The sequence below is a fragment of the Massilia cellulosiltytica genome (assembly GCF_047325105.1).
In the GTDB taxonomy this organism is placed as follows: Bacteria; Pseudomonadota; Gammaproteobacteria; order Burkholderiales; family Burkholderiaceae_D; genus Telluria; species Telluria orientalis.
Genome location: NZ_CP168562.1, coordinates 644,955 through 670,150, shown reverse-complemented (window position 1 = coordinate 670,150; position 25,196 = coordinate 644,955). Strand labels below are relative to the sequence as shown.

General features: G+C 66.6%; 19 protein-coding genes. 9 read left to right on the top strand and 10 right to left on the bottom strand.

Features of this window, described 5'->3' with window-relative positions; all coding sequences use genetic code 11:
- Nucleotides 1–22: 22 nt before the first annotated feature.
- The gene (locus tag ACEN9H_RS03000; RefSeq protein WP_413673727.1) at nt 23–2,395 is read right to left on the bottom strand and encodes a dockerin; all 2,373 of its coding nucleotides are present in this window, start codon (nt 2,393–2,395) and stop codon (nt 23–25) included.
- Nucleotides 2,396–2,830: 435 nt separating this feature from the next.
- Between ACEN9H_RS03000 and hemF the strand changes: the two genes are divergently transcribed.
- From hemF to ACEN9H_RS02960, 8 genes are all read left to right on the top strand, one after another.
- Entirely contained in the window at nt 2,831–3,742 is a 912-nt protein-coding gene (gene hemF / locus ACEN9H_RS02995) for an oxygen-dependent coproporphyrinogen oxidase (protein ID WP_056328312.1), read from the top strand.
- The gene (locus ACEN9H_RS02990) at nt 3,739–4,398 is read left to right on the top strand and encodes a nicotinate-nucleotide adenylyltransferase (protein ID WP_229412018.1); all 660 of its coding nucleotides are present in this window, start codon (nt 3,739–3,741) and stop codon (nt 4,396–4,398) included. Before hemF ends, ACEN9H_RS02990 begins: the two co-directional genes overlap by 4 nt.
- Nucleotides 4,398–5,084: a ribosome silencing factor gene (gene rsfS, locus ACEN9H_RS02985; protein WP_413673726.1), complete on the top strand. Its 687-nt coding sequence runs from the start codon at nt 4,398–4,400 to the stop codon at nt 5,082–5,084. The genes ACEN9H_RS02990 and rsfS overlap by 1 nt, the downstream gene beginning before the upstream one ends.
- 6 nt (nt 5,085–5,090) lie before the next feature.
- Nucleotides 5,091–5,561, top strand: coding sequence for a 23S rRNA (pseudouridine(1915)-N(3))-methyltransferase RlmH (gene rlmH, locus ACEN9H_RS02980; RefSeq protein WP_056130354.1), 471 nt, complete (start codon nt 5,091–5,093; stop codon nt 5,559–5,561).
- Nucleotides 5,562–5,565: 4 nt separating this feature from the next.
- On the top strand, nt 5,566–6,186 hold the full coding sequence (locus ACEN9H_RS02975) for a Maf family protein (RefSeq protein WP_056328309.1): 621 nt from the start codon (nt 5,566–5,568) through the stop codon (nt 6,184–6,186).
- An 84-nt stretch (nt 6,187–6,270) separates the two neighbouring features.
- Entirely contained in the window at nt 6,271–7,746 is a 1,476-nt protein-coding gene (gene rng, locus ACEN9H_RS02970; protein ID WP_056328307.1) for a ribonuclease G, read from the top strand.
- A gap of 75 nt (nt 7,747–7,821) precedes the next feature.
- Entirely contained in the window at nt 7,822–10,674 is a 2,853-nt protein-coding gene (galA, locus tag ACEN9H_RS02965) for a beta-galactosidase GalA (protein ID WP_413673725.1), read from the top strand.
- A gap of 357 nt (nt 10,675–11,031) precedes the next feature.
- Nucleotides 11,032–12,135 (top strand): glycosyltransferase family 9 protein, encoded by a 1,104-nt coding sequence (locus ACEN9H_RS02960; protein WP_413673724.1) that lies wholly within the window; start codon nt 11,032–11,034, stop codon nt 12,133–12,135.
- Nucleotides 12,136–12,182: 47 nt separating this feature from the next.
- Here the strand turns inward: ACEN9H_RS02960 and ACEN9H_RS02955 are convergent, their stop codons facing one another.
- The 8 genes from ACEN9H_RS02955 to ACEN9H_RS02920 all read right to left on the bottom strand — a co-directional run bounded on the left by ACEN9H_RS02955 (nt 12,183) and on the right by ACEN9H_RS02920 (nt 23,624).
- On the bottom strand, nt 12,183–14,261 hold the full coding sequence (locus ACEN9H_RS02955; protein WP_413673723.1) for a glycoside hydrolase family 36 protein: 2,079 nt from the start codon (nt 14,259–14,261) through the stop codon (nt 12,183–12,185).
- Between the two features lie 62 nt (nt 14,262–14,323).
- The gene (locus ACEN9H_RS02950; RefSeq protein ID WP_371763875.1) at nt 14,324–15,160 is read right to left on the bottom strand and encodes a DeoR/GlpR family DNA-binding transcription regulator; all 837 of its coding nucleotides are present in this window, start codon (nt 15,158–15,160) and stop codon (nt 14,324–14,326) included.
- Nucleotides 15,161–15,279: 119 nt separating this feature from the next.
- A complete protein-coding gene (locus ACEN9H_RS02945) occupies nt 15,280–16,377 on the bottom strand; it encodes an amidohydrolase family protein (protein ID WP_371769040.1) in 1,098 nt (365 codons plus the stop codon).
- A 38-nt stretch (nt 16,378–16,415) separates the two neighbouring features.
- Nucleotides 16,416–17,381 carry a BadF/BadG/BcrA/BcrD ATPase family protein gene (locus ACEN9H_RS02940; protein WP_371769039.1) on the bottom strand — a complete coding sequence of 322 codons (966 nt, stop codon included), beginning with the start codon at nt 17,379–17,381 and terminating at the stop codon, nt 16,416–16,418.
- Entirely contained in the window at nt 17,365–18,552 is a 1,188-nt protein-coding gene (locus tag ACEN9H_RS02935) for an SIS domain-containing protein (RefSeq protein WP_082577131.1), read from the bottom strand. The genes ACEN9H_RS02940 and ACEN9H_RS02935 overlap by 17 nt, the downstream gene beginning before the upstream one ends.
- Nucleotides 18,546–19,859, bottom strand: coding sequence for a D-tagatose-bisphosphate aldolase, class II, non-catalytic subunit (locus ACEN9H_RS02930; RefSeq protein ID WP_413673722.1), 1,314 nt, complete (start codon nt 19,857–19,859; stop codon nt 18,546–18,548). Before ACEN9H_RS02930 ends, ACEN9H_RS02935 begins: the two co-directional genes overlap by 7 nt.
- A 25-nt stretch (nt 19,860–19,884) precedes the next feature.
- Nucleotides 19,885–20,820, bottom strand: coding sequence for an EamA family transporter (locus ACEN9H_RS02925; protein ID WP_413673721.1), 936 nt, complete (start codon nt 20,818–20,820; stop codon nt 19,885–19,887).
- A gap of 11 nt (nt 20,821–20,831) precedes the next feature.
- Nucleotides 20,832–23,624 carry a TonB-dependent receptor gene (locus ACEN9H_RS02920; RefSeq protein WP_160409332.1) on the bottom strand — a complete coding sequence of 931 codons (2,793 nt, stop codon included), beginning with the start codon at nt 23,622–23,624 and terminating at the stop codon, nt 20,832–20,834.
- 173 nt (nt 23,625–23,797) lie between these two features.
- Between ACEN9H_RS02920 and ACEN9H_RS02915 the strand changes: the two genes are divergently transcribed.
- A complete protein-coding gene (locus tag ACEN9H_RS02915; protein WP_413673720.1) occupies nt 23,798–24,418 on the top strand; it encodes a hypothetical protein in 621 nt (206 codons plus the stop codon).
- Here ACEN9H_RS02915 and ACEN9H_RS02910 read toward each other — a convergent pair.
- The gene (locus ACEN9H_RS02910) at nt 24,375–25,184 is read right to left on the bottom strand and encodes an extracellular solute-binding protein (RefSeq protein ID WP_413673719.1); all 810 of its coding nucleotides are present in this window, start codon (nt 25,182–25,184) and stop codon (nt 24,375–24,377) included. The genes ACEN9H_RS02915 and ACEN9H_RS02910 overlap by 44 nt on opposite strands.
- Nucleotides 25,185–25,196: the final 12 nt, after the last annotated feature.

The window sequence follows — 25,196 nt, the reverse complement described above, 5'->3', positions numbered from 1 at the left end:
GCGGGCACCGGCATTGCCATCATCAGTAGGTGAAGAACACGCCGCGGCCCGCGCCGGCGGCATAGACGCGTCCGGGCACGGCCTGGTCGGCGGCCAGGTTGCTGATGCCGGCGTACTGGTGCTTGTCGTCGTTGATCCGGCGCCACGTCCTGGCACCGTCATCCGAGCGGTACACGCCCCACACGTTGTTGATGATGCCGACGATGTAGATCGAAGACGAGTACGTCGCACCGGCCGGCGCCTTGCCCAGCGCAATGGAGGTGGCGCCGTACACCTGCGGATAACTCCACGTCTCGTTGGTGCCCCAGTCCGGCGCGGTCACATCCAGCCTGGTCCAGGTCACGCCCGAGTCGGTGGAGTGCAGGATGCTGAAACCGTCGACCACCCAGATGTCGCCTTCAGCATTCGGATTGACGGCGATCGACGACTGGTAGAAGGCCGCCACGCGCGCGCCCGCGCTCACGAACGTCGTGCTCTCGGTGAAGGTATGGCCGCCGTCGTTCGAGTACCAGAAATGCGACGTGTCCGCCCACTGGTTCCACCACGCGCCGCCCGAGTTGAACGCGTAGACCTTGTTCGGATTCTTGCGGTCGGCGACGACGCGGTAGCCGCGGCCGATGCCCACCGCGGACAGGTCCGGCAGGTTCGTGTACGTCCAGGTGGCGCCGTTGTCGGTCGTGTAGGCCGGCCGCGCGCCGGACGGTGCCCAGACGGCCTTGCCCGGCGCGGTGACGGCGATGGTTTCCTCGCCGCCCTGGTGGTCGTTCGATGCCGCGTCCGGGTGCTTGCTGGCGAATGGCGTCCAGGTCACGCCGGAGTCGGTCGAGTAGGCGCCGCGCGGGTTGTTCTGGACCCAGCCGCCGGTGCCGACGGCCGCGATGTAGGCCGGGTTCGACCAGGCCGTGTCGGCGGCGTGGCCGTTGCTGAAGTAGCCGATCGGGCCGCGCGTCGGCTTCTTCAGCACCTCGGTCTGCACGTGCGTGCCGATGTCGCCGGAGCTGCGCAGCAGCGCATAGTTGGCGCCCTTGGGCGGCGTCGCCAGGCTGATCGTCGCGGTTTCCTCGAGGTTGGTCACGTCCAGGTTCCACGTGGGCGTGGCGGCCGATGCGGTCTTCGTCTCCCAGATGCCGCCGCCGAACACGTGCAGGATGTGGTCGGGGTTGTTCGGATCGATCTCGACGTCGTCCACCCAGCCGGAGAAGTCCACGTCGGACGGGGTGTGCGGGGTCATCGACGCGATCTCGCGCCAGGTCAGGCCGGCATCGTCGGACACCTGCACGACCGGCTGGCCCTGCCAGTTACCCCACGAGTTCGACACGCCCAGCGCGATGCGGGTGGTCGGGCCGGAACCGGAAACCGACAGGCCGCCCATGCCGAAGTTCACCCACTGCTCCGTATCGTAGCTCTTCAGCAGCGTCCAGTTGGTGCCGTCGAACTTGTACAGGCGGGCCGGGCCGCCGGCGCCCGGGCCCATGTCCTTCGTGAACGCCACGTAGATGACGCCGTCCTTGGCGCGGACCATGTGCGGGATGTAGTAGCCGGTCACGGGGGTCGACACGCCCGTCCAGGTCGCGCCGCCGTCGGTCGACTTGTACAGGTTGGCATTCAGGCCGGCCGCGGCAGCGTAATCCGGGGCCACCGCCGTGTAGATGGTCTGCGTGGCCGTACCCGCGCCCGTGGTCGACGTGTCGAACAGCACGCTCTCGATGCCGCCCGACGTGCGGCCCGGCAGGGAGCCGATCTGGTCGCCCGGGTACTGGAACGACGTCAGCGACGTCACCTGGCTCCAGGTCTGGCCGTAGTCGGCGCTCTTCCACAGGCCCGACGTGCGCGAGCCGTAGTACAGGACCGACGGCTGGTTCGGATCGACCATCAGGCGTTCGCCGATGGCGCGGCCCGGATCGTTGGAACCGGCACGGAACGGCAGGTCGACGTGCGTCCAGCTGTCGCCGCGGTTCGTGGAGATGTACAGGCGGGCATTCTGTCCCGACCAATCGTACATGCCGGTGACGAGGTACACGCGCTTGTCGTCGGTCGGATCCAGGGCCACGCTTTCGGCCCCGTTATAGAATTCTTCGCGGACGCCGAAGCCGTCCGTGATCGGCGTCCAGCCGGAAGTGGCCGTATCCCTGCGGTAGACCCCGCCCATGTCGGTGCGCGCATACAGCACGTCCGGGCTGGTCGGGTGGAAGATCAGGCCGGTCACGTAGCCGCTGCCGCCGTACTTCACGCTCTGCCAACGGGCGCCCGTGGCCGCAACGTCTGCGCCGCCGCCGGACGCGCTGCCGATCATGGCGGCGAAAGAAGGCGATTGCGAGGACGGGCTGCTGCTGCCGCCGCACGCTGCCACCAGGCCTGCCACGGCGCAGGCAAGCGCAAGAGTTTGCTTCTTCATGCTTGAACTCCAAGAAAGTGTTGGACCGGGGTTACCGGTTTGCTGCAATGCACCATCCCCGTCGGTACGGCCACGGACGGGCCGTCACGATGAAGACATTGGATGGGAGAGGACAAGTTGGCGCGTCAAGGTCGCGGCCGAGGGGGGATCGTATGTTCCATGAAGGTCTCCGTCGTTTTCGTTATTGACTCGTTCCGACACCGGCCTATGCGGCTGGCGTGAAATCGGTTTCTTTCGACGTAGACTATTAGTAATACGCACGCGTTTCTTGCATTCGTAACGACGAAAGCTAGAAAAATGCAGAAAATTGTAGAGATTTGCGCAGGATTTTTATTCGCGCCGGCGGGGTGCTGAAATCGGTGTTGGCAGGTGCCTGTCACGATCCAGTTCATCAGTGTACAATCCCCGTTCGCTTTTTTTCTCTCACATTTCCACATGGCTACAATTAATCCGGCCGCCGTCAAGGCTTGGCTGCTCGACCTCCAGGCGCGCATCGTGCAAGCGCTGGAAGACGTCGACGGCAAGCCTTTCTTGCGCGACACGTGGGAACGGGCCGAAGGTGGCGGCGGCGTATCGCGCCTCATCGAAGGTGGAAATGTGATCGAGCGCGGCGGCGTGAATTTTTCGCACGTGCGCGGCGCCAGCCTGCCGGCGTCGGCGATGGCCGCGCGGCCGGAACTGGCGGGCCGCGCCTGGGAAGCGATGGGCGTGTCGCTCGTGCTGCACCCGCACAATCCGTACGCACCCACCGTGCATATGAACGTGCGCTTTTTCGAAGCGACGGCCGAGGGCAAGGAACCCGTCTGGTGGTTCGGCGGCGGCATGGACCTGACGCCCTATTACGGCAATGCGGACGACGCGCGCCACTTCCACCAGGTCTGCCACGACGCGCTGGCGCCGTTCGGCGGCGACCTGCACCCGCGCTTCAAGCGCTGGTGCGACGATTATTTCTATATAAAACACCGCAAGGAAGCGCGCGGCGTCGGCGGCATCTTCTTCGACGACTTCAACGAACTCGGGTTCGAGCAGTCGTATGCGATGGTGCAAAGCGTCGGCGACGGCTTCCTCGATGCCTACCTGCCGATCCTGCAACGCCGCAAGGACCAGCCGTACGGCGAACGCGAGCGCGATTTCCAGGCGTACCGGCGCGGCCGCTACGTCGAGTTCAACCTCGTGTGGGACCGCGGCACCTTGTTCGGCCTGCAGTCGGGCGGCCGGACGGAAGCGATCCTGATGTCGATGCCGCCTATCGTCAAATGGCGTTACGACTGGCATCCGGAACCGGGCAGCCCCGAAGACAAGCTGACCACCGACTTCCTGCCGCACCGGGATTGGCTCGCCCCGTGACCAGATGTGTTGCTCTGCTGGGCGGCAGTTTCGACCCGGTGCACCACGGCCACGTCGCGCTGGCCGAGTTGTTCGCGCGCCAGCTCCACCCGGACGAACTGCGCGTGCTGCCGGCCGGCCAGCCGTGGCAAAAAAAGAGTGGCCTGGAAGCGGGCGACACCGACCGCGTGGCCATGCTGGAACTGGCATTTGCAGGCAGTAGCGCACCCGTGACGATCGATACCCGCGAGATCGACCGTCATGGCGCCACGTACACGGTCGAAACCCTGCGCGACGTGCGCGCCGAACTCGGGCCGGATACGTCCATCGTGTTCGTGATGGGTGCGGATCAGTTGCAGAAGCTGGACACCTGGCGCGACTGGCGCGACCTGTTCGCGCTGGCCAATTTCGGCGTCGCCGCCCGCCCCGGCTACCGGCTCGACGACGCCGCGCTGCCGCCCGCCGTGGCAGCCGAACTGGCGCAGCGGCGCGCGTCGTTCGACGCCGTGCGCGCCAGCCCGGCGGGCAAGGTGTGCCTGGCGCACACGCTGGCCATCGACATATCGGCCACGCAGGTGCGCGCTGCCCTGCACGCCGAACCCCGTACTGACATAAGCGCGCTCGTTGCGCCGCAAGTGCTAGACTATATTCAACAACATAACTTGTACAAAAACTAATGGATATCAAGAAACTGCAAACGCTCGTCGTCGACGCCCTCGAAGACGTCAAGGGCCAGGACATCGTTCTGTTCGACACGACGCACCTGACCAGCCTGTTCGACCGTATCGCGGTCGTGTCGGGCACGTCGAATCGCCAGACCAAGGCGCTGGCCGCCTCGGTGCGCGACAAGGTCAAGGAAGCAGGCGGCGACGTGGTCGGGCTGGAAGGCGAAGACACGGGCGAATGGGTCCTCGTCGACCTGGGCGACATGATCGTGCACATCATGCAGCCGGCCATCCGCCAGTACTACCGCCTGGAAGAAATCTGGGGCGACAAGCCCGTCAAACTGGGCGCCGCCAAGCGCAAGTCGACGCTAGAGGGCCAGGACGCGGCCGCACCGAAGACCAAGTCGAAGCACCTCGCCGCGAACCAGGAGCAGGAAGACGCCAAGCCGGTGCGCGAGCGCAAGCCGGCCGCGAAGAAGGCGGCTGACGTCAAGCCGGCCGCCCGGAAACCTGCCGCCAAGAAGATCCCGACGGGCGCCACCGTGAAGGTTGCCGTGTCCAAGACCGCTGCCGCGGACGCCAAAGCTGCCAAGGCCGCCAAGGCTGCTGCCGCACCGAAGCGCGCGACGAAAGCCGCAGCCGAGGGCGACGCACCGGCCAAGAAAGTCATCCGCCGCATCAAGAAAACCGAAGAATAAGCTGCGATGCAGTTGTTCATCGTCGCGGTCGGCCACAAGATGCCGGCCTGGATCGAGACCGGCTTCGCGGAATACGCGAAGCGGATGCCGCCGGAGCTGCGCATCGTGCTGAAGGAAGTGAAACCGGTCGAACGGTCCGGCAGCAAGACGGCGGCCACCGCGATGGCGCTCGAACGCGAGCGCATCGAGGCCGTGCTGCCGAAAGGCGTGCGCATCGTCGCCCTCGACGAGCGCGGCAAGGATCTCACCAGCGTGGGCCTGTCGCAAGCGTTGGAGGCCTGGCAGCAGGACGGGCGCGACATCGCCTTCCTGATCGGCGGGGCCGACGGCCTCGATCCGGAACTCAAGGCACGCGCGGACGGTCTGATCCGCATCTCCAGCATGACGCTGCCGCACGGTATCGTGCGCGTGATGCTGGCAGAACAGTTATATCGTGCCTGGTCCATCACCCAGAACCACCCCTACCATCGGGTATGAGCCGATGAAACAGCCCGACAAGAAAATCTACCTCGCCTCGAAGAGCCCGCGCCGCCGCGAACTGCTGCGCCAGGTCGGCATCGATTTCGACATCCTTAGCCTGCGCTCCGATCCGGCCCGCGGCATCGACGTCAGCGAAGACACGTTCGCGGGCGAGCCCGCCATGGACTACGTGGCCCGCGTGGCGCGCGAAAAAGGCGCGTTCGCGTGGAACGTGCTGCACATGCGCCGCATGCCGCTGCGCCCCGTGCTGTCGGCCGACACGACCGTCACCATCGACGGCGAAATCCTCGGCAAGCCGGCCGATCCGAAGGAAGCGCATGCGATGCTGGAACGCCTGTCGGGCCGCACGCACCAGGTGCTGACGTCGGTCGCGCTGCACTACACGGACGTGTTCGAGCAGGTGACGCAGGTGTCGAACGTGCGTTTCGCCCAGCTCACGCCGGCAGCGATCCGCGCCTATTGCGCGACGCCGGAGCCCTACGACAAGGCCGGCGCCTATGGCATCCAGGGCCTCGCCGCCCTGTTCATCGAGCACATCGAAGGCAGCCATTCCGGCATCATGGGCTTGCCCGTGTTCGAGACGGCGCAGTTACTGCAGAAAGCGGGCGTCAGCGCGCTGTAGGATGGGGTAATCGATGCCCCCGGCATCAATGACCCCACCCTGCGTGTATGATGTGACCCGAGACAACAATTAAAACCCGGCCTCATGACTGAAGACATCCTGATCAACATCACCCCCCAGGAAACGCGCGTCGCGCTGGTGGTTCAGGGTGCCGTACAAGAGCTGCACATCGAGCGTACGCTCACCCGCGGTCTCGCGGGCAACGTCTATCTGGGCAAGGTCGTGCGCGTGCTGCCGGGCATGCAGTCGGCCTTCATCGACATCGGCCTCGAACGCGCCGCGTTCCTGCACGTGGCCGACATCTGGGAAGCCAGGCCGCACGACGGCGCGAACGGCAGCAGCAGCGCCCCTCCAACGCCCATCGAAAAGATCCTGTTCGACGGCCAGGTGCTGACCGTCCAGGTGATCAAGGATCCGATCGGCACGAAGGGCGCGCGCCTGTCCACGCAGATCTCGATCGCGGGCCGCATGCTCGTCTATCTGCCGCAGGATAAACACATCGGCATCTCGCAGAAGATCGAGAAGGAATCCGAGCGCGAAGCCCTGCGCGCGCGCCTCGCGGGCCTGTTGCCGCCGGACGAAAAAGGCGGCTATATCGTGCGCACGCAGGCCGAGGACGCGTCCGACGCCGACCTCGCCGCCGACGTCGACTACCTGCGCAAGACGTGGGGCGCCATCATGACGGGCGCGCGCACGCGTCCCGCGACGAGCCTGCTGTACCAGGACCTGAGCCTGGCCCAGCGCGTGCTGCGCGACTTCGTGCACGACGAGACGGCCGCGATCCTCGTCGACTCGCGCGAGAACTACCTGAAACTCGTCGAATTCGCCCAGGTGTACACGCCGAGCGTGCTGTCGCGCCTGCAGCACTACACGGGCGAGCGCCCGCTGTTCGACCTGTACGGCGTCGAGGAAGAGATCCTGCGCGCGCTGGGCCGGCGCGTGGACCTGAAATCGGGCGGCTACCTGATCGTCGACCAGACCGAAGCGATGACGACCATCGACGTCAACACGGGCGGCTTCGTCGGCGGGCGCAATTTCGCCGACACGATCTTCAAGACGAACCTGGAAGCGGCACACGCCATCGCCCGCCAGCTGCGGCTGCGCAACCTGGGCGGCATCATCATCCTCGACTTCATCGACATGGAGAACACCGAGCACCGCAACGCCGTGCTCGCGGAGCTCAAGAAGACGCTGTCGCGCGACCGCACGAAGGTGTCCGTGAGCGGCTTCTCGGCGCTGGGCCTCGTCGAAATGACGAGAAAGCGCACGCGCGAATCGCTGGCCCACATCCTGTGCGAGCCCTGCCCTGCCTGCGGCGGCAAGGGCCAGGTCAAGACGAGCCGGACGATCTGCTACGAGATCCTGCGCGAACTGCTGCGCGAAGCCAAGCAGTTCAACCCGCGCGAATTCCGCATCGTCGCGTCGCAGGAAGTGGTCGACCTGTTCCTCGAGGAAGAGTCGCAGCACCTGGCCATGCTCGGCGACTTCATCGGCAAGCGGATCTCGCTGCAGGTCGAGCGCGGCTATCACCAGGAACAGTACGACGTGATTCTCATGTAAGCCTGCCGAAAATCGTAACCTGCACCGGCGCTTTTAGCGTCGACAGCGCATGCCAACCTTGATAGTGTTGCGGGCATGCTCAACAGACGCGACTTCCTCAAGAGCGCCGGCGCGCTCGCCACCACCTCGGTCTTCGGCCAGTCCTCCGCCTACGCGGACGCCAGCCAGGCCCGCCCCACATCCGCGCCCGGACGCACGGTCGTGTCGCTCAACAAGGGCTGGCGCTTCCATGAAGGCGATATCGCCTTCCCGGTCATCCGGGGCCATGGCTGGACCTACGCCAACGCCAAGGCCGGCAATGCCAGCGGTGCCGCGGCGCCCGGTTTCGACGATTCCGAGTGGAACAGCGTCACGCTGCCGCACGACTTCGCGAGTGCGCAGGTGCCCGAGCAGAGCGCCAACGTGGCGCAGGGCTACCGCAAGCGCGGCATCGGCTGGTACCGCACGCTGATCCGCCTGGACGAGGCCGACCACGGCAAGCATATCGAACTGCAGCTCGACGGCATGGCGACCCTTGGCACCGTCTGGTTCAACGGCACGCAGGTGGCGCACACCTGGAGCGGCTACAGCTCGGTCTACATCGACCTGACCCCGTTCGCCACCTACGGCGACGCGCTCAATTCGCTCGTGGTCCGCGTCGATGCCGACACCATGCAGGGCTGGTGGTACGAAGGCGCCGGCATCTACCGCAACACGTGGCTCGTCAAGCGCGAGCAGGTCCACATCGCCACCGACGGCGTGTTCGCCCATCCCGTGTTCGCCGACGGCCAGTGGACCATTCCGCTCGAAGTGACCTTGTACAACATCCGCAAGAGCGCGCAGCGGGTGCAGGTCGAGAGCGTCCTCGTCGACGCTGCAGGCAAGACCGTGGCCAGCTTCGGCGCCCCGGCCGACGTGGGCGTGCTGACGCGCCAGGTCGTCACCGGCAGCATGCGCGTGGCCGCGCCTGAACTGTGGAGCCTGGAAGAACGCAACCTGTACAGCGTGCGCACCCGCGTGCTGCAGGACGGCAGGCTGCTCGACGAAGTCACCACCCGCTGCGGTTTCCGCACCCAGCGCTTCGACCCCGAGCTCGGCTTTTTCCTCAACGACCGGCACGTCAAGCTGCAGGGCGTGTGCATTCACCAGGATCACGCCGGGGTCGGCGTGGCCGTGCCGTACGGCCTGCTCGACTACCGCATGCGCCGCCTGAAGGAACTCGGCGTCAACGCCATCCGCTGCTCGCACAATGCCCAGGACAAGCGCTTCTACGAACTGTGCGACGAGCTGGGCTTCCTCGTGATGGACGAGAACCGCGTATTCAACCCCTCTCCGGAGCATGTCGAGGAGCTGAGCTGGCTGGTGCGCTGCCACCGCAATCACCCGTCCATCATCCTGTGGTCGGTGTTCAACGAGGAACCCATCCAGGGCACCGAGCAGGGCCGGGAAATGGTGCGCCGCATGGTCGCCGCCGTACGCGCGCTCGACACGTCGCGCCCCACCACCGCCGCCATGAACACCGGCCAGTTCGAGCCCGCCAACGCGGCCCAGGCGGTCGACGTCGTCGGCTTCAACTACCAGTACCAGGCCTACGACGCGTTCCACCAGGCTTTCCCGACCGTGCCGATGACGTCGTCCGAAGACGTCTCGGCCTACCAGACGCGCGGCGCCTATGTGACCGACCCGGAGAAGCACATCTTCGCCAGCTACGACGACGATGCGTCCTCCTGGGGCACGACCCACCGGGTCGGCTGGAAAGCCGTGGCCGAGCGGCCCTTCGTGGCCGGCGCGTTCGTGTGGACCGGCTTCGACTACCACGGCGAACCATCGCCGCACGAATGGCCATCGAATTCCTCGTTCTTCGGCATCATGGACCTGTGCGGCTTCGCGAAGGACGCCTTCTGGCTGCACCAGGCCCAGTGGCGCAAGGAGCCGGTGCTGCGGCTGGCGCCACACTGGAACTGGGCCGGCAAGGAAGGCCAGCCGATCACCGTGATGGCCTTGCACAACATGGATGAAGTCGAAGTGTTCCTGAACGGCCGCTCGCAAGGCCGCCAGAAGGGCGACATCTACGAGATGAACCGCTGGCAGGTCCGGTATGCACCCGGCAAGCTGTCGGCCGTGGGCTATCGCGGCGGCAAGGTGGTGAAACGGTTCGAGGTCGAGACCACCGGCGCGCCGGTCGCGCTCAAGCTCACGCCGGACCGTTCACTCATGCGCGGCGACGGCCTCGACGCCCAGCCCATCCAGGTCGAAGCACTCGATGCGCAGGGCCGCCACGTGCCGCTGGCGCAGCACCAGATCGTGTTCAAGGCCGAGGGGGGCGACATCATCGGCTTGGGCAATGGCGATCCGAACGACACCAGCAGCGAGAAGGGCAACACGCGCGCACTGTTCAACGGGCTGGCCCAGGTGATCGTGCAGACCCGCGAAGGCAGCGCAGGCACCTTCAGGCTGAGCGCCAGCGCGGCCGGGCTCAAATCCGCCGTGCTCGATGTCAAGGTGCGCAAGGCCCAGCCCTGGGCTTACCAGCCCACCTCGGCGCCGGTGCAGGTCCTCGACGGCTGGCGCTCGTCGCCGCAGAGCCCGACCCCGGTCGATCCCAACCTGCGCCCTGCCGGCACGGACATGAACTCGTGGGGCTGGATCACGCCCGGCGCCCGCGCCAAACCGGCCGGGCAGACCGGCTACATGCTGTACGCCACCGACGTCTATCCCTTTGCGCGCGTGCGCAAGCAAGGCGGCATCCTCGAATTCGCCGAGGTGACCGGCCCGTGCCAGGTCTTCATCGACGGCAGGAAAGCTGGCGAAAAGACCACCGGCGCCCCTGCGCCGCTGCGGGTCGCCTTCCCGGCCGGCGAGGCCAGGGCCCGCCTGAGCGTCCTGTGCCCCCTGACGGCCGGGCAACCACACGGCCTGAGCGGCGTCGTGCGCCTGTTGTCGTTCTAAATCACCATCGCGAATCCGCATGGCGTAGAATCCAGCCCTCCGTGCCGACGGCACGGCGGGGCCGATGTTAATTTAATACGCCAGTTTCGCCGTCTCCAGGACAAGGATTTGTCATCCTGTTCAGTTCATGTTGCTCGCACAGGACAATGCGTCTAAAAATATGGTCAGGGGCAACGCAGTGTCCCGGTTTGGACTACAATTCGAGACAATTTGTTGAAGATTTCGAGAGTTGGCGGTAGTGTGCATCCTCACCAGGCAGATGCGCAGCCAGCCGACCGGTTAGCGCTGCTGAATCGCAGACCCTGATATACCGCTGGCGGCGTCGGACAACAACTGGCAGGCGACCCGTAAGAGACAATGAACGTACCTCTCATTCCTACCGATCTGCTGAAGAAATCGGACAAGATCCTGTTCATCGCCCACCTGGCGTTGGGCGACTACACCTATTTGCAGAACTGCTTCCAGGCGTTCGCGCGCGCCTACCCGCACCTGAAACTGCACCTGTGGGTGGACGAAGTGCGCCGCACGAGCGACGCCTCGCAGTGGCCGCACCTGAAAAAGAACGTCCTGTACGACTGGCTCGACGCCTGCGACTTCATCGAGAAGGTCTACAAGCAGAACTACTCGCCGGAGCTGTTCCAGGCTTCCATCCGGGAAGCGCAGCAGGAGCACTACCCGATCGTCGTCTCGCTGGGCACCCTGCGTCCGCACTTCTACGCCGACCTCGCGCGCGAGATCAGCCCGGACGGCTTCGTGCTCGGCCTGAAGAAGCCGCACGGCCTGCAGGGCCTGATCCACTGGTTCAGCTACCGCAAGCTGGACGCCAGCCTCGACCCGGACGTAGCCGACCGCGCGAGCGCGCCGCACATCAGCGACGTGCATGCTGACTGGTTCCGCCAGCTGGCCGGCGTGGACATTCCGCCGGCCGGGCGCATCCCGTTCGTGCACATTCCCGGGCAGTTCGTCGAGGGCGCGAAGGCGCGCCTGCACGAATGGGGCTTCGACGGCCGCCAGGGCAAGCTCGTCTTCATCAACCCGTTCGCCAAGACGCGCAAGCGCTGCTGGCCCGTCGAGCGCGTGGCCGAACTGATCACGACGATGCGCGCCCAGCCGGAATGGCGCGGCGCCTGCTTCATCGTCAACGCGGTGCCGCAGGAAGTGGACAACGTGAAAGCCATGCTGGCGCGCCGCCAGCTCGACCGCACGGAACTGTTCAGCGCCAACGAAAACTTCTTCCAGCTGCCCGCGATGCTGGCGCAGTGCGACCTGATCGTGTCGGTCGAGACGGCCGTGATGCACCTGGCGAATGCCGTGGGCGTGCCGGTCGTCGCGCTGATGCGCCAGAAGACGCCGGAATGGGCCCCGGTCGACAAGGCCAACTCCACCGTCATCACGGCGGATCAGAGACGGGACTGGGTCAAGGCGATTCCAGTCGATGCGGTGATGCACGCGCTGGCGTGATCTCGACGCGCGCGTGACAAAGGCCGCTTCGTGCGGCCTTCTGTTTTTCAGGCCGGCACGGCTTCGAGCAGCAAGGCATGCTCGAAACGGACGGTGATCCGGTTGGCGCCGGACTGGACCTGTCCCAGCTCGCGCTCGTCGACGTAGTCACGCAGGCGATAGCGGCCCGGACCGAGGCCACGTATCTCGATCGGCCCGTCCCAGCGTGGCGCAAAGAAGGCAAAGTACAACCTGCCATCCTTTTCCACGACGTGCGCCTCCGGCTTGTCGAAGCCGATGTCATACAGTTCGCCACGGTAGACGCCGTTGGCCAGCATCTTGTCGCGGTAGATGCCGATCCATTTGCGCCACTTGGCCTCGCGTTCCGGCGTCAGCAGGAAGCTGTCCTTCGGCTTGGGATCGACGGGCCAGGTGAACTTGGTCGACAGCACCGCCCCGATGCCGACCGTCGAGGCAAAATCCTCGCCGCCGTCGCTCAGCTCGACGTGGTCGCCCGCATAGGCCGCCGACGGTCCCATCAGCGCCTTCAAGGTCTTGCCCTTGTGCCGGACCTGCCAGGATGACAGCGGATCCGAGGCCGGCGCCTGGTTCATGTACGGGAAATTATGGAAGGCGTAGGCGGTGCCGCAGGGGCACAATTCGACCACCGCATGCGGATTGACCTCGCGCGCGGTGTCGTAGACCATCTTCCAGAAATCCTGCAGCTTCTCGAAGGATTCCTCCGGCCGCGCATGCTTGTGCGCCGGGTTGTAGCAGGGTGCCACGCCATTCAGATGCTGGCCGTCGATCTTCAGGCCGGCATAGCCCCACTCGCCAAGGATCTTGCGCACGAAAGCCCGGGTCATCTCGATGGTCGGTTCATAGGCCGGGCACAGGTACAGGCTGTTCCACCACGAGATCAGCTGCGGCGCGCCGTCCTTGTCCAGCAAGAGCATGTCGGCATGCTCGTGCAGCAGGTCGGTGCCCGGATCGGCTGCCAGCGGCGTGATCCACAGACGCGCCTTCAATCCGGCCTCCTTCACCGCGCCGACCAGGCCGCGCATGTCTGCCTCGCCTTTCGGAAATTTCTTGGTGTCGAGCTTCCAGTCGCCCTCATTGTTCTGCCAGCCATCGTCCAGCACCGCCCACTCGAGCCCGAGTTCCTTCGCTTTCTGCAGCGTGCCGACCATCAGCGGGATCGTGAAGTCGCGCTCGTAGCCCCAGGCGCACCAGATCGGCTCGTAGCATTCGGGCGGCGCGTCCGGCGCGCGCACGCCGCGTTCGGCCATGACCTGGCGGTAACGGTCGAGCGCTGCGAAATAATCGCCGGTATGCAGGGCCAGGAAGGTGTCCAGCGTGTCGAGGGTGCCGCCCGGCGCCAGCGTGGCGGCACCCTCGAACTCGACCGCCAGCGAGGCGCCGCCGGCCGTCGCCCGCACCGGCAGCGCGACCAGGCGCGGCACGGTATCGAGGTGCCCGACCGCCACGCCGCAATCCCGCTGCCAGACGTCCACGGCCGGCGTGCCGCCGCCATAGTCGGACGCGTTCATGCCCATGAAGTTGCGCTGCTCGAAGCCCGGCGCCATCGGCAGCACCCAGTCGCGCCGGTCCTGGTGCGTGGCGCCGGAAAAGGTCCAGAATTCCGGTTTGCGGCCGGCGGCCGGACGCAGGGTATGGGCGCTGTTGGCCCAGGCGGTGATGTCCAGCGGCTTGCTGCCCAGGTTGCGGTAGGAGACCCGGATGATCGCGAAACCGGGATGCCGGTCATGGAACGTGACGGCGACGGTCTTTTCGATGCCGTCGGGCGCCACGCCGGTAAAGCGGTGCCGCAGGCCCGGTCCATGCGGTCCGTCGACACGGTCGGCAGCCTGGCCGGACATGGCGAAGCGCTCGATCCAGCGCCCGTTCGCGAGCCGCAGGCGCTCGCTCGACGCGAAGGCGGTGACGGCCGTCGCGCGCGCTCCCCGCTTCGACAGCAGGCGGCAGCGCAACTCGCCGTCGAATTCCAGCGCCATCGCGGCGTCGCCGATCCGCGCCACGTCCCTGCCGTTGCCCGCTGCCGCCGCGGGTCCGACCGTCGATGCGACGGCGGTCCCTGCCAGCCACTGCAGCAGGGTACGCCGGCGTTCGTCATGCGCTCGTTTCATAAGTCTCCTCGTCATGTCAATGTTTGGACTACATGGCCGGCGCCGGGCCGGCACTGCCGTCCCTACACCAGCACGACTTGCGCGCCGCGTGCCCGCAGCGCCTCGACTGTCTCCGGTACCGCGCCGGTATCGGTGATGATGCAATCGACCTGTTCGATCCGGGCGATCACGGACAGGCTGCGCCGCCCCAGCTTCGACGAATCGCCGACCGCGACCACCCGGCGTGCGATCTCGAGCATGCGGCCGTTCAGGCGCGCTTCCAGCAGGTGCGGCGTCATCACGCCGATCTCCGGATCCAGGCCGTCGAAGCCGAGGAACAGGATGTCGGCATGCAGGCCCTGCAGCGCGCTTTCCGCTTGCGGACCGCCGAGCGAATACGAGCTTGGCCTGAGCACGCCGCCAAGCATGATCAGCGTGACGTGGGGCGCGCCGGCCAGCAGGACCGCGATGTTGAGCGCGTTCGTGATCACGTTCACCGACTGCAGCTTCAGGCCGCGGATCTGCTTGGCGATTTCCGCCGTGGTCGTGCCCGAATCGAGCACGATCGTCTGGCCCTCGCCGATCAGTTTCACGGCCGCTTCGGCGATGCGCATCTTCTCGGCGCGGCGCAAGGTCTGCTTGACGCCGATCGGCAGGTCTTCGTCGTCACGCTGGGCCAGCGCGCCGCCGCGCGTACGCACCACGGCGCCGATCTCCGCCAGCGCGTTCAGGTCGTTGCGCGCGGTAACCTGCGAGATGTCGAACATGTCCGCCAGCTCCGCCACCGTGATCCGTCCGCGTTCGCCGACCAGTTCGCGGATGCGGCGCCGCCTTTCCTCGACCAGCAGGTCGGGGTCGGACGGCGCACCGGGAAGGTTTTGCGTCGAAGGTTTCGCTTCCGTTCTCTTTGTTTCTTTCATTGCCGATCTTTCGGGCCTCGTCGTCGCCCCGTATTGGAGAGCCAGATCATACAGGAGGCTCCATCCGAAATGAAACGAAAGATCGGTGCCGGCCGCCCGCGCCGCCGGCGCTACGTCGTTCAGCCGGCGGGCGGCGGTTGCCACGCGCGCGGATAGGCCTTTTCCGCATTCAGGCGGTACAGCTTGTCGACCACGACGCGCGGCAGCGCCAGCCCTCGCACAGGCGAGTCCAGCTCCGGCACCGCGAAGGTGTCGGCGGTATTGAAGTAGCGCCAGTCACGTCGCCAAACCGTGTCGAGATCGCTGGCGAAACCCGCGTCCGGCTGCTCGTCCGACTGCGCCAGGTCGGTTCCGTACATCAGGCGGTCCTGGTAACGGATGAAGAAGTCACGCACGCGCTCGCGGCGGCGCTGCGACTGGTACTGGACCTGGCCGATGCGGGCCGCCACGTCGACGTATGCACCCGGATGCGCGTCCAGCCAGTGTCCCAGCCGGTCGACGTCCCATTCGATCGATGCCATGTGCACGCCGGTGAAGCGCAGCCGCGGATGACGGGCCAGCAGGCGGTCGCGCGCCGCCATCTGCTGGTCGTACCCGGGCATCTCCGGATGCAGGTACATGTGGTAGGCCGGATGCGCCTTGAAATACTCGCGGTCGTTGTTGACCGTCATCCGCGCCAGGGGCAGCCAGCAGTTATGCGGCTCGCCCTGGTGGCCGAGCACCATCGTGCCGCGCTCCGCCAGGCCGTCGAACAGGGGCGCCAGGCGCGCGTCGTCGACCATGACCAGCCGTCCACGCGCATCGCGCAACGCCATGCCGATGTTCTTCCAGACCTTGACGCCGACGGCGCCGTCGGCCAGCGCGCCGTCGAGGTCCTTCAGGGTCGCTTCGGTCCAGCCGGGCCGCTCGAAGCCTTGGGTCGAAAACGACGCCACCCAGGCGATCCGGTCCGGATGTGCGTGGGCGGCGGCGCTGGCGATGCGGCGCTGCCGTTCGAGCGGCGGGAAATCCGGATAGTCGACGTTGATCGTCAGTGCCCGGAAGTTGTCCCGGCGTGCCAGCGCCAGGTAGGCATCCTGGCTGGCGCCGTGCAGGTGCAGGTGGGCATCGACCTTCGGCACCTTGTCGAAGTCGGCCATCGTGTACGTGTCGGCGGCGAATGCCGGCGGCAGCGCCAGCAGCGCCGCCAGGATCGCCCGGATCAGGATCGAATGCATGGGAATCTCCTCCTTGGATGAATGCGGCGGCGGGGCGCTCAGATCGCGCCGGCAAGCCGTTCCACGGCGACGGCGGCGAGTGGCCGGCCGGCGCAGCGCGCGGCATACAGCGCGGCGCCGAGCACGGGCGGCAGCCGCGGCCGCGCCAGCCGGTAGGGCAAGGCGCGCGCGGCCAGCGCGCGCGCGAACGGCTCGCGCAGCGGCCCCCCGGCGGAGAACAGCCCGCCGCTATGCGACACCGCGACCTCCACGCCGGCCGCCACCCCAAGGGCGGCACGGACGGCGTCGACCATGCCCGCGAGCTCGCCGGCCGCGGCGTCGAGGATCGCCTGCGCTTGCGCGTCGCCCGCTGCCGCCGCCGCGCTGACCACGGGTGCCAGGGCGGCCACGCGACTGCGTTCGGCGTTCATTTCGCCATAGATGACGCCGCACAGGTCCAGGTCCTCCTGCAGCCCGAGGCGTGCGCGCAGCAGCCCGTGCAGCGGGCCGCGCACGGCTCGGCCGTCGCTCATGCGCGAGAACAGCGCCAGGCCGGCCCGCGCGATCCAGTAGGCCGAGCCTTCGTCGCTGAACAACTCGCCCCAGCCGCCGGCCCGCGCCCTGGCGCCGGCAAATTCGCCATACGCCATCGAACCGGTGCCGCCAATGACGCTGATGCCGTCGCGGCAGGCCAGCGAACCGGCCCAGCTGCACACCATGTCGTTGCCGCACAAGTAGCGCTGCGATCCGAGGATCGCGCGCGGCAGTGCGTCGAGCACAGGCTGGACGGCGCGGTCTTCGCCATAGGCCGGCAGCCCGAAGAAGCCGAAGGCGACGTCGCCGGTCCCGGCGCCGGCCGCGTGCAACACCGCCCGGCAGCCGCGTTCGAGCATGGCGGCGGTGCCATCCATACCGACCTCCAGGTAGTAGGCGCTGCCCTCTTCGTGGCGAGCCAGGACCCGTCCCTGCTCGTCGATGAGGGCGAACGCCGTCTTGGTACCGCCGCCATCAACGCCGAGAAACATCGCTCGCTCCCTGGGTGAACGGATAAATGGTCACGCCGCGCACCACGCGGTTGACGGTGCCCGACATGCTCGGCGTATCCGGACGCAGGCCGAGCGCCAGCGACTGCAGCAGCGCATGGGCCTGGCAAAACACGACGAAGGGCAAGGCCAGCGCCGGTTCGGCGAGTGCGCCGGCGCCGTCCAGCGCAAGGCAGTCGTCGCCCAGCTCGGGCTCGGGCCGGCCGCTCAGGGCCAGCACGCGGCCGGCATGACCGTCCCTGCGCAGTTCACGCAGCAGGTCGAGGTCATACCGGCGTGCATGCGCATCGTTCGACAACAGCACCACGACCAGGGTGTCGGCATCGACCACGGTCTTGGGGCCATGACGGAAACCCAGGGGCGAGTCATGCAGGGCGACGATGCGGCCATCGCTCAGCTCGAGCAGCTTAAGCGCGGCCTCGCGGGCCAGCCCGCGCAGCTCGTTGCTGCCGAGGTAGACGACGCGCCCGAAGCGCCGCGCCACCAGCGCTTCGAGCAGCGGCAAGGCGCTGTCCCGCACCTGCGCGGCTGCCGCGGACGTTGCCGCCACCACGTCCGGCGCCAGCACGCCGAAGGCCAGCGCGGCCGCGAGCAGCATCGACGTGAAACTCGTGGTCATGGCGAAGCCACGGTCGTGGGTGGCATCCGGCAGCAGGAGAGCCAGGGCGCCGGCGCGGCCTTGTGCCATCCGGTACAACTCGCCGTCGGGATTGCAGGTGATGACAAGGTGGTGCACGTCGGGCAGGAGCTCGTCGGCCAGCGCCACCGCTGCCACGCTCTCGGGGCTGCTCCCCGAACGGGCGAACGACACGAGCAGCGTGGGCACCGCGGGCTGCAGGAAGCGCTGCGGTCCCGAGACGATATCGGTGGTCGGCACGGCTTCGGCGCGCAGTCCCTGGCGCAGCATGGACGGGACCAGGCACTCGCCGATGAAGGCCGAGGTACCCGCGCCGGCCAGCACGATGCGCAGGTCCTGCCGCGCCAGCAACGGACCGAGGAAAGCGTCCAGGGCGCCGCGCCGCTGCGCCACCAGCGCATCGATCTCGCGCCACACCTCCGGCTGCTGTGCGATCTCGCGCGCGGTCAGGCATGCGCCTGCCTGCTCCAGGCGGTCTTCGCCGATTCCAAAAATTTCCCTGTTTACTACTAGCATGTTTCCAACTCCTTCGTTGCGGGGACCGCCGTGCAGGCGTCCATATACTGGCGCAGCACCCTGGCCACGCCATCCTTGAGCAAATCGGCCGGCCGGTTGCGCACGCGGCCCTCGCGTACCGCCTCGTACTGGAGCGGCAGGTACTGGCTCAGCAGCGTCAGCGGCGGCGCTTCGCGCTCCAGCCTGGCCAACAGCCGTGCCTGCGCCGCCTGGATGGCCGGATGCGGCCAGTAATAGCGGATCCGGTCGCTCAGGCTGTACTGCTGGTCGAAGCGCACGCGCGCCGCGTCGGCGTCCGGTCCGCCGTAGTACCTGGCCCAGTAGCCCGGTTCCGCGCGCATGACTTCCAGCACCGTGTCCTTGAATGCCGAGCCTTCCTTCGCGCCCGACATCTCGTCCTCGATCCCGGCCAGTGCCCACAAGGCCTCGCGCAGCGCAAAGGTCAGCCCGGGACCGACCTTCAGGATCGCGTAGTGGTCGCGCACCAGGGCGGCCAGCCCGGCCGGCGTCTGGTAGTCGGTCGAATGCGCCTCGTAGACCATGCCCGGCACGCCTTCGATGAAGGCACTCAAGGCCGCGGCCTTGCCGGGCTGGTAGTCGATCACCTTGTGGTGGTCGAATTCGACGCCCGGCTGCACCACGAGACCGATCACGCGCGGCCACGCGCCCTCCAGCCCGGCGCGGGCAAACGCGGCGCGGTGCACGTCGATGGTGGCTTGCGCGGCGCCCGGCGTGGTCACGCCCAGCTCGTCCAGGTCTTCGTGGGCACCGCCCGGCACCGGCACCTCGGTGCCGACGATATAGACCGGCGCCGGACCGCCGGCGGCGCGCCAGGCACGCTCGGCGACGGCGCACAGGCGCGCCGCGCGCTGCGCCACCACGTCGTCGGGCAGCGGCACCGGGTCGCCGGCGCAGGACATCGAGCAATCCAGATGAATCTTGCGAAATCCCGCCGCCACGTACTGGTCGATCAGCACCTCTGCCCTGGCCATGGCGGCATCGGCGGGCAGGTCCTGCCAGGCGTTCGGCCCAAGATGATCGCCGCCGAGCAGCACGCGTTCGCGCGGCATGCCGGCACGGTCGGCAATGGCGTGCGCGAAATCGCGGAAGGCCGCCGGCGTCATGCCGGTGTAGCCGCCATGCTGGTTCACCTGATTCGAGGTCGCCTCGATCAGGACCGGCAGGCCGCGCTGCGCGGAAGCCTCCATCGCGGCTTCGATGACGAGGGGATGGGCAGAGCACACCGAATGCATGCCCAGCGCCGTGCCCGCCTTGTGGCGCTGGACCAGGTTCAACAAATATTCCATGTCAGGTTCCGTATAGTCGTCCGCTTCACGCGGATGCGTTGTCGTCGGGCTGCAGCGCAAGCAGCATGGCCGCCACCAGCGAGAGCACGATGCCCGCCAGCTTGGCGCCCCCCGGCAGCGTCCCCGCCAGGGCGATCGCGATGACGGTCGTCAGCAGCGGTGCGCCGGCGTTCACCAGGGGCGACACCACCAGCGCCTTGCCCTGGCGGAAGGCATGCACCAGGGTCAGGGCGCCGATGGCGTTCAGTACCTGGGTTGCCGCGGCGAGCAATGGCCCGGACGGGCCGTAGTTGATCGGCTGGGAAAAATCCGTCATGGCCAGCGCGACCGGTATGACCAGCAGCGCGCTGGCCGTCATGTAGAAGAAGATGCTCTCGGGGTCCATGCTGGCGTTGGCCAGCTTGATCAGGTAAGCCTGCAAACCCCATGCGACCAGCACGCCCAGCGCCAGCACGAACCACAGGCCGTAGGACTGGGGCGCGCCGCCCGGCGCATAGTCGAACAGCGGCAGCGCGCAAAGCGCCAGCAGGATGCCGGCCGTCCCGAGGCCCCCGGTGCGTTCGCGCAGGAACAGGAAGGACAGCACGATCGTGATCACCGGCGACAACGAGATGAGGGGAAAGATCAGGTAGGTCGGCCCGGCCTTGACCGCGTAGAACAGGACCATCTGTCCACCGGCGCCGAGCAGGCCGATCGACAGCCCATAGGCGACCGCGCGGGCGTCGCGGCGTATCCGCCACCCGGCGCGCGCCAGCACGACCAGGGCCGGCGGCACCATGGTCAGCGCCCACACCACGTAGATCAGCGTTTCCGGAAAGCCGTGCTGGCTGGGCAGCCCGGCGAAGGCGCCCCACACGCCCCACAGCAGCGTGGTGGCCAGCGCGTAGCCGAGCCAGCCGGCCGGGCGCACGCCTGCCTTCGCGGCCTTCGCTGCCATCGTTGTCGTCGTCGTCGGTTCCATCGCGCGCTCCATCAGAACTTCACACTCATGCCGGCCACGTACGTGCGGCCCCAGGTCTCGAAGCCGTACAGCGCATCGGGCCGCCCCAGGTTGGAGCGCATCTCCGCGTCGCCCAGGTTCTTGCCTTCGACGAAGACAGTGACGTTGCGCGTCACGTCCCACGATGCCGACGCCGTCACCCAGGTCAGCGCATCGACCTTGTTCGGGAAGCCGGCGATCACGTTGGTGCTCTGCGTGTATTCGCCGGTGTAATCGAAGGAGATCGATGCGTTGATGCCGTTCCTCTCGTACAGGAAGCCGAGCGAGGACGCGGTCGGCGCCACGCCTTCGAGCTGGCCGACGTAGGCGCCGTTCTGGTACGCCCGGGTCAGGGTCTTGGCAAATTTGGCGTTGATGCCGAAGCCGTTGTCGAACAGGTGCTGGATGCCGATCTCGATGCCGCGCACGCGTGCCTTGTCGCCGTTGACCGGGTGCGTCACCGTATAGAGGTAGCCGGGCACGCCGATATCGACGTGCTCGTCGGTCTGGTAGGTCACGAAATTCTTGATCTGCTTGGCGAAGACCGCGGCGGTGATCGCCGATTTCGGGCGGTAATACCATTCGACCGAAATGTCCTGCTGCACCGCCTCGGTCGGCTTGAGCTTGGGATCGCCGACGATGCTCAGCAGGTAGGTGCGGTCCAGCGTGTTGTCGGTGCGCGTCGGCGCCAGCTTGTCGAGCGAGGGCCTGGCCATCACCTTGGCCACCGCGGCCCGTACGACGAAGTCCTCGCGCGCCCACCAGCTCAGGTTGGCGGACGGCAGCAGCTTGGTATAGCTGCCGTCTTCCGACACCGGCACGGCCGGGCTGTAGGTGACGGTCGGGCTGCTGGTCGGGATGTTCGGCGTCGGGTCGTCGATCGCGACGATCTGGTCGATCGCACTCTTCGACGTGGTCCTGGTACGCACCACGCGCATGCCCACGTTGCCGTTCCAGTTGTCTCCGGACAGTTCGAGCTGGCCGTACAACGTCGCGGTCTTCTCGCGCACCGAGTAGGAATCGGTGGGCACGAACACCGGCTGGGAACGCGACACGTCGAACGTGTCGCCGGTCGGGTTGCCTTCGGCGTCGAGCACGGGCTTGCCGTTCAGGCTCTGCAGCGCACGGAAATAGGCCGGCACGTCGAAAGCGATGAAGCTGCCGGGAAAGCTGCCGCCCGCATTGCGCATGTAGTTCGGCAGCGTCATCGGGCGCACCACGTCGGCGCCGAGCGAAGCGAAAGTGGTCGAGTACATGTCGCAGTACTGGCAGGCCCCGCCGCTCTTCTCGTTGCCGATCGAATTGCGATCCTTCTTGCGCGACGTGCCGCTGGCGCCGAACTGGATGCCGTCGATGTGCCAGGTGCCGTCCATCGCCAGCCGGCCGTCGAGGGAGGCGCCGTCGATGGTGTCCTTGATGTCGTTACCGGTGAGGCCGGTGAAATGGATACCGTAGTCCTTGTTGCCCAGGCGGCCTGCGGCGAGTTCGGTCGCCAGGTCCCGGCCATCCTCGAGCGTCACGCGGATGTCGGGAAAGGCGCCATTGTTGGCCCGGTAGTAGCCGGTATTGTGTCCGGCGATGCCGGCAACCACGAAGGTGTCCTTGCCGCCCGAGTCGCGCTTCGACGTCGAACGGTAGATGTCGCCGTTCAGCTTCAAGCGGCTGGTCGGCTTCCATTCGCCGCGCCAGCCGAATTGCATGGTGTCGACCACGCGGTCGGTGGTCACGTTAGACATCTCCGGGACCAGGTCGTGCACCGTCATGCCGGTCACCAGGCGGTCCTTGACGACGATGTCGGACCAGCGGCCGGGCGCATGCTCGACGTAATAGGACTGCTGGTAGCCGACCTGCGGCGAGTCGAGGCGGGTCGCCAGGCCATCGACGATCATCTTGAACTGCGGCGTGACCTTCCATTCGAAGGCACCGGACAGCGCCGAGCGCTTTTTCTCCTCGAATACCGAGCCGAACGAGATGCAGCATGGCGCCAGCAGGTTGCTCTCGCCGGGGCCGATGGCGCCGTCACCGTTGACGTCGACGCTTCCCGGCGAGTCGGCGTTGTAGGTCTGGTAGCCGAGCGAGTCCGTGCGCACCTTGCGCTTGGAAAAAACGGCGCCCACGAGCACGCCCATGGTGTTGTTGTTGAACGTGTTGCTGACGACGCCCGACAGCTTGCCGCCGTTGTTGCGCGACAGGTCGTTATGCTCGCCTTCGAACCGCACGGAAGAGCGAAAGCCCGGGATGTCGAGCGGGCGCGCCGAGCGCAGATTCACCGAACCGCCGATGCTGCCCTCCATTTGCGCCGCTTCGGCCGACTTCATGACGTCGGCGCCGCTGATCACTTCCGACGGCAGCACGTCGAAAGCGAAGTCGCGTCCATCGCCGTCGGTCGCCAGGATGCGCTTGTTCAGCGTGACGATGTTGTAGCCGGAGCCCAGGCCGCGCACATTGATGTACTGCCCCTCCCCGCCGCGGGTGCGCGATACCGAGATGCCGGAGATATGGGTCAGCGAGTCGGCCACGTTATCGTCAGGAAAACGGCCCAATTCCGTGGCCGAGATCGAATCCTGGATGACGTCCGCATTCCGTTTCAAATCGAGCGACTTTGCCAGCGCGGCGCGCGCACCCGTCACCACGACTACTGCGCCCTGCGGTTCCGGCGTCGTGGATACGGTGGCCGGCGGCGCGACATCGGGCTGGGCCTGCGCGAACGCAGTGGTGCACAGGGCCATTTCCACCGCGGCGGCGATCAGGGTGCGGCGGGCTCTTGTTTCGTGTCTCCTTGGCATGCCTACTTCTCCTCTTATGTATTGTTATAGGATAGTAATAAAAGGAAATTGAAAACACAAGCAACTTTCGAAAGCTTTCGAAACCTTTTTTATTTCGTTGTTTTTAGATTGCAGAAGGCTGAATGGTGCTGCGGGCAGCTGCATCCCGTATGATCCGGAACAGGGGACCGACCATGAAACCATCATCCATTGCGCTCCTGATCTCTGCAGTCCTCGCGTTCTCGCAGTCAAGCGCGGCGGGGCCGGACAATCCCGCCACGAAGACGTCCGCGGCGGCGCATGACGGCCAACACGATTTCGACTGGGAGATCGGCACCTGGGATACGCAACTGAAACGCTTGCGCGAGCCGCTCAGCGGCAAAGCCGACTGGGTCGAGTACACGGGCACGTCGGTCGTCAAGGCGGTGATGGGCGGGCAGGCCAACCTCGTCGAGCTGGATGTGCGCGGCAGCAGCGGACGGATCGCGGGCGTGTCGCTGCGCCTGTACCAGCCCGCGACCGGGCAATGGACCCTGCATTTCGCAAACCTGGCCAACGGGTTGATGACCGACCCGATGCAGGGATCTTTCAAGAATGGCCAAGGCACCTTTTACGGCAAGGACACCGTGGACGGGCGCGCGGTGCTGGTGCGGTTCCTGATCGTGCCGATGGGCGCCGGCCAGTGGCGCTTCGAGCAGGCGTATTCGGCGGATGGCGGGAGGCGTTGGGAGACCAACTGGATCGCCGTCGATACCCGCCGCAAGGATAGGTTTATTTCGCCGACGGGAAAAACAACTGCTCGCCCGCCGGCTTGAACGAGGCAATCTTCGCCTGCCCTTCCGGCGACGTGATCCACTCGATCAGCGCCTTCGCGCCCTTGTAATTGATCCCTTTGTGCCTCTCCGGATTGACGGCAATGATCCCGTACGGATTGAACATCCGCTTGTCGCCCTCGACGAGGATGGCCAGCCCCGTCTTCGCTTTGTAGGCGCCATACGTCGCGCGGTCCGTCAGCGTGTACGCGCCCATCTCCGCCGCCATGTTCAGCACCTCGCCCATGCCCAGGCCGGCGTTGACGTAATTGCTCCCGGCGGGCTTCGGGCCCGCCTGCTGCCAGTAGCCCTTCTCCATCACGTCCGTGCCGGAATTGTCGCCGCGCGAGATGAATTTCACGTTGGCCGCCGCGATCTTCCTGAAGGCCGCGATGACGTCGCGGCTGCCCTTCACGCCCGCCGGGTCGGCGACCGGTCCCGCGACGATGAAGTCGTTGTACATGACGTCGTGGCGGTCGATCCCCCAGCCCTCGGCCACGAATTTGTCCTCCAGCGCGCGCGCGTGCACGAGCGTCACGTCGACGTCGCCGTTCTTGCCCAACTCCAGCGCCTTGCCGGTGCCGACGGAGATCACGTTGACCTTGATGCCCGTTTTCGCTTCGAACGCGGGCAGCAGGTAGCCCAGCAGGCCCGAGTTCTCGGTGCTTGTTGTCGTGGACAACCGTAGGACCTTGTCCGATTGCGCCTGCGCGAACGGCGTGGCGACGGCCAGGCAGGCGATGAAGCCGAGGATGGAACGGCGATGCATGGATTCTCCTTG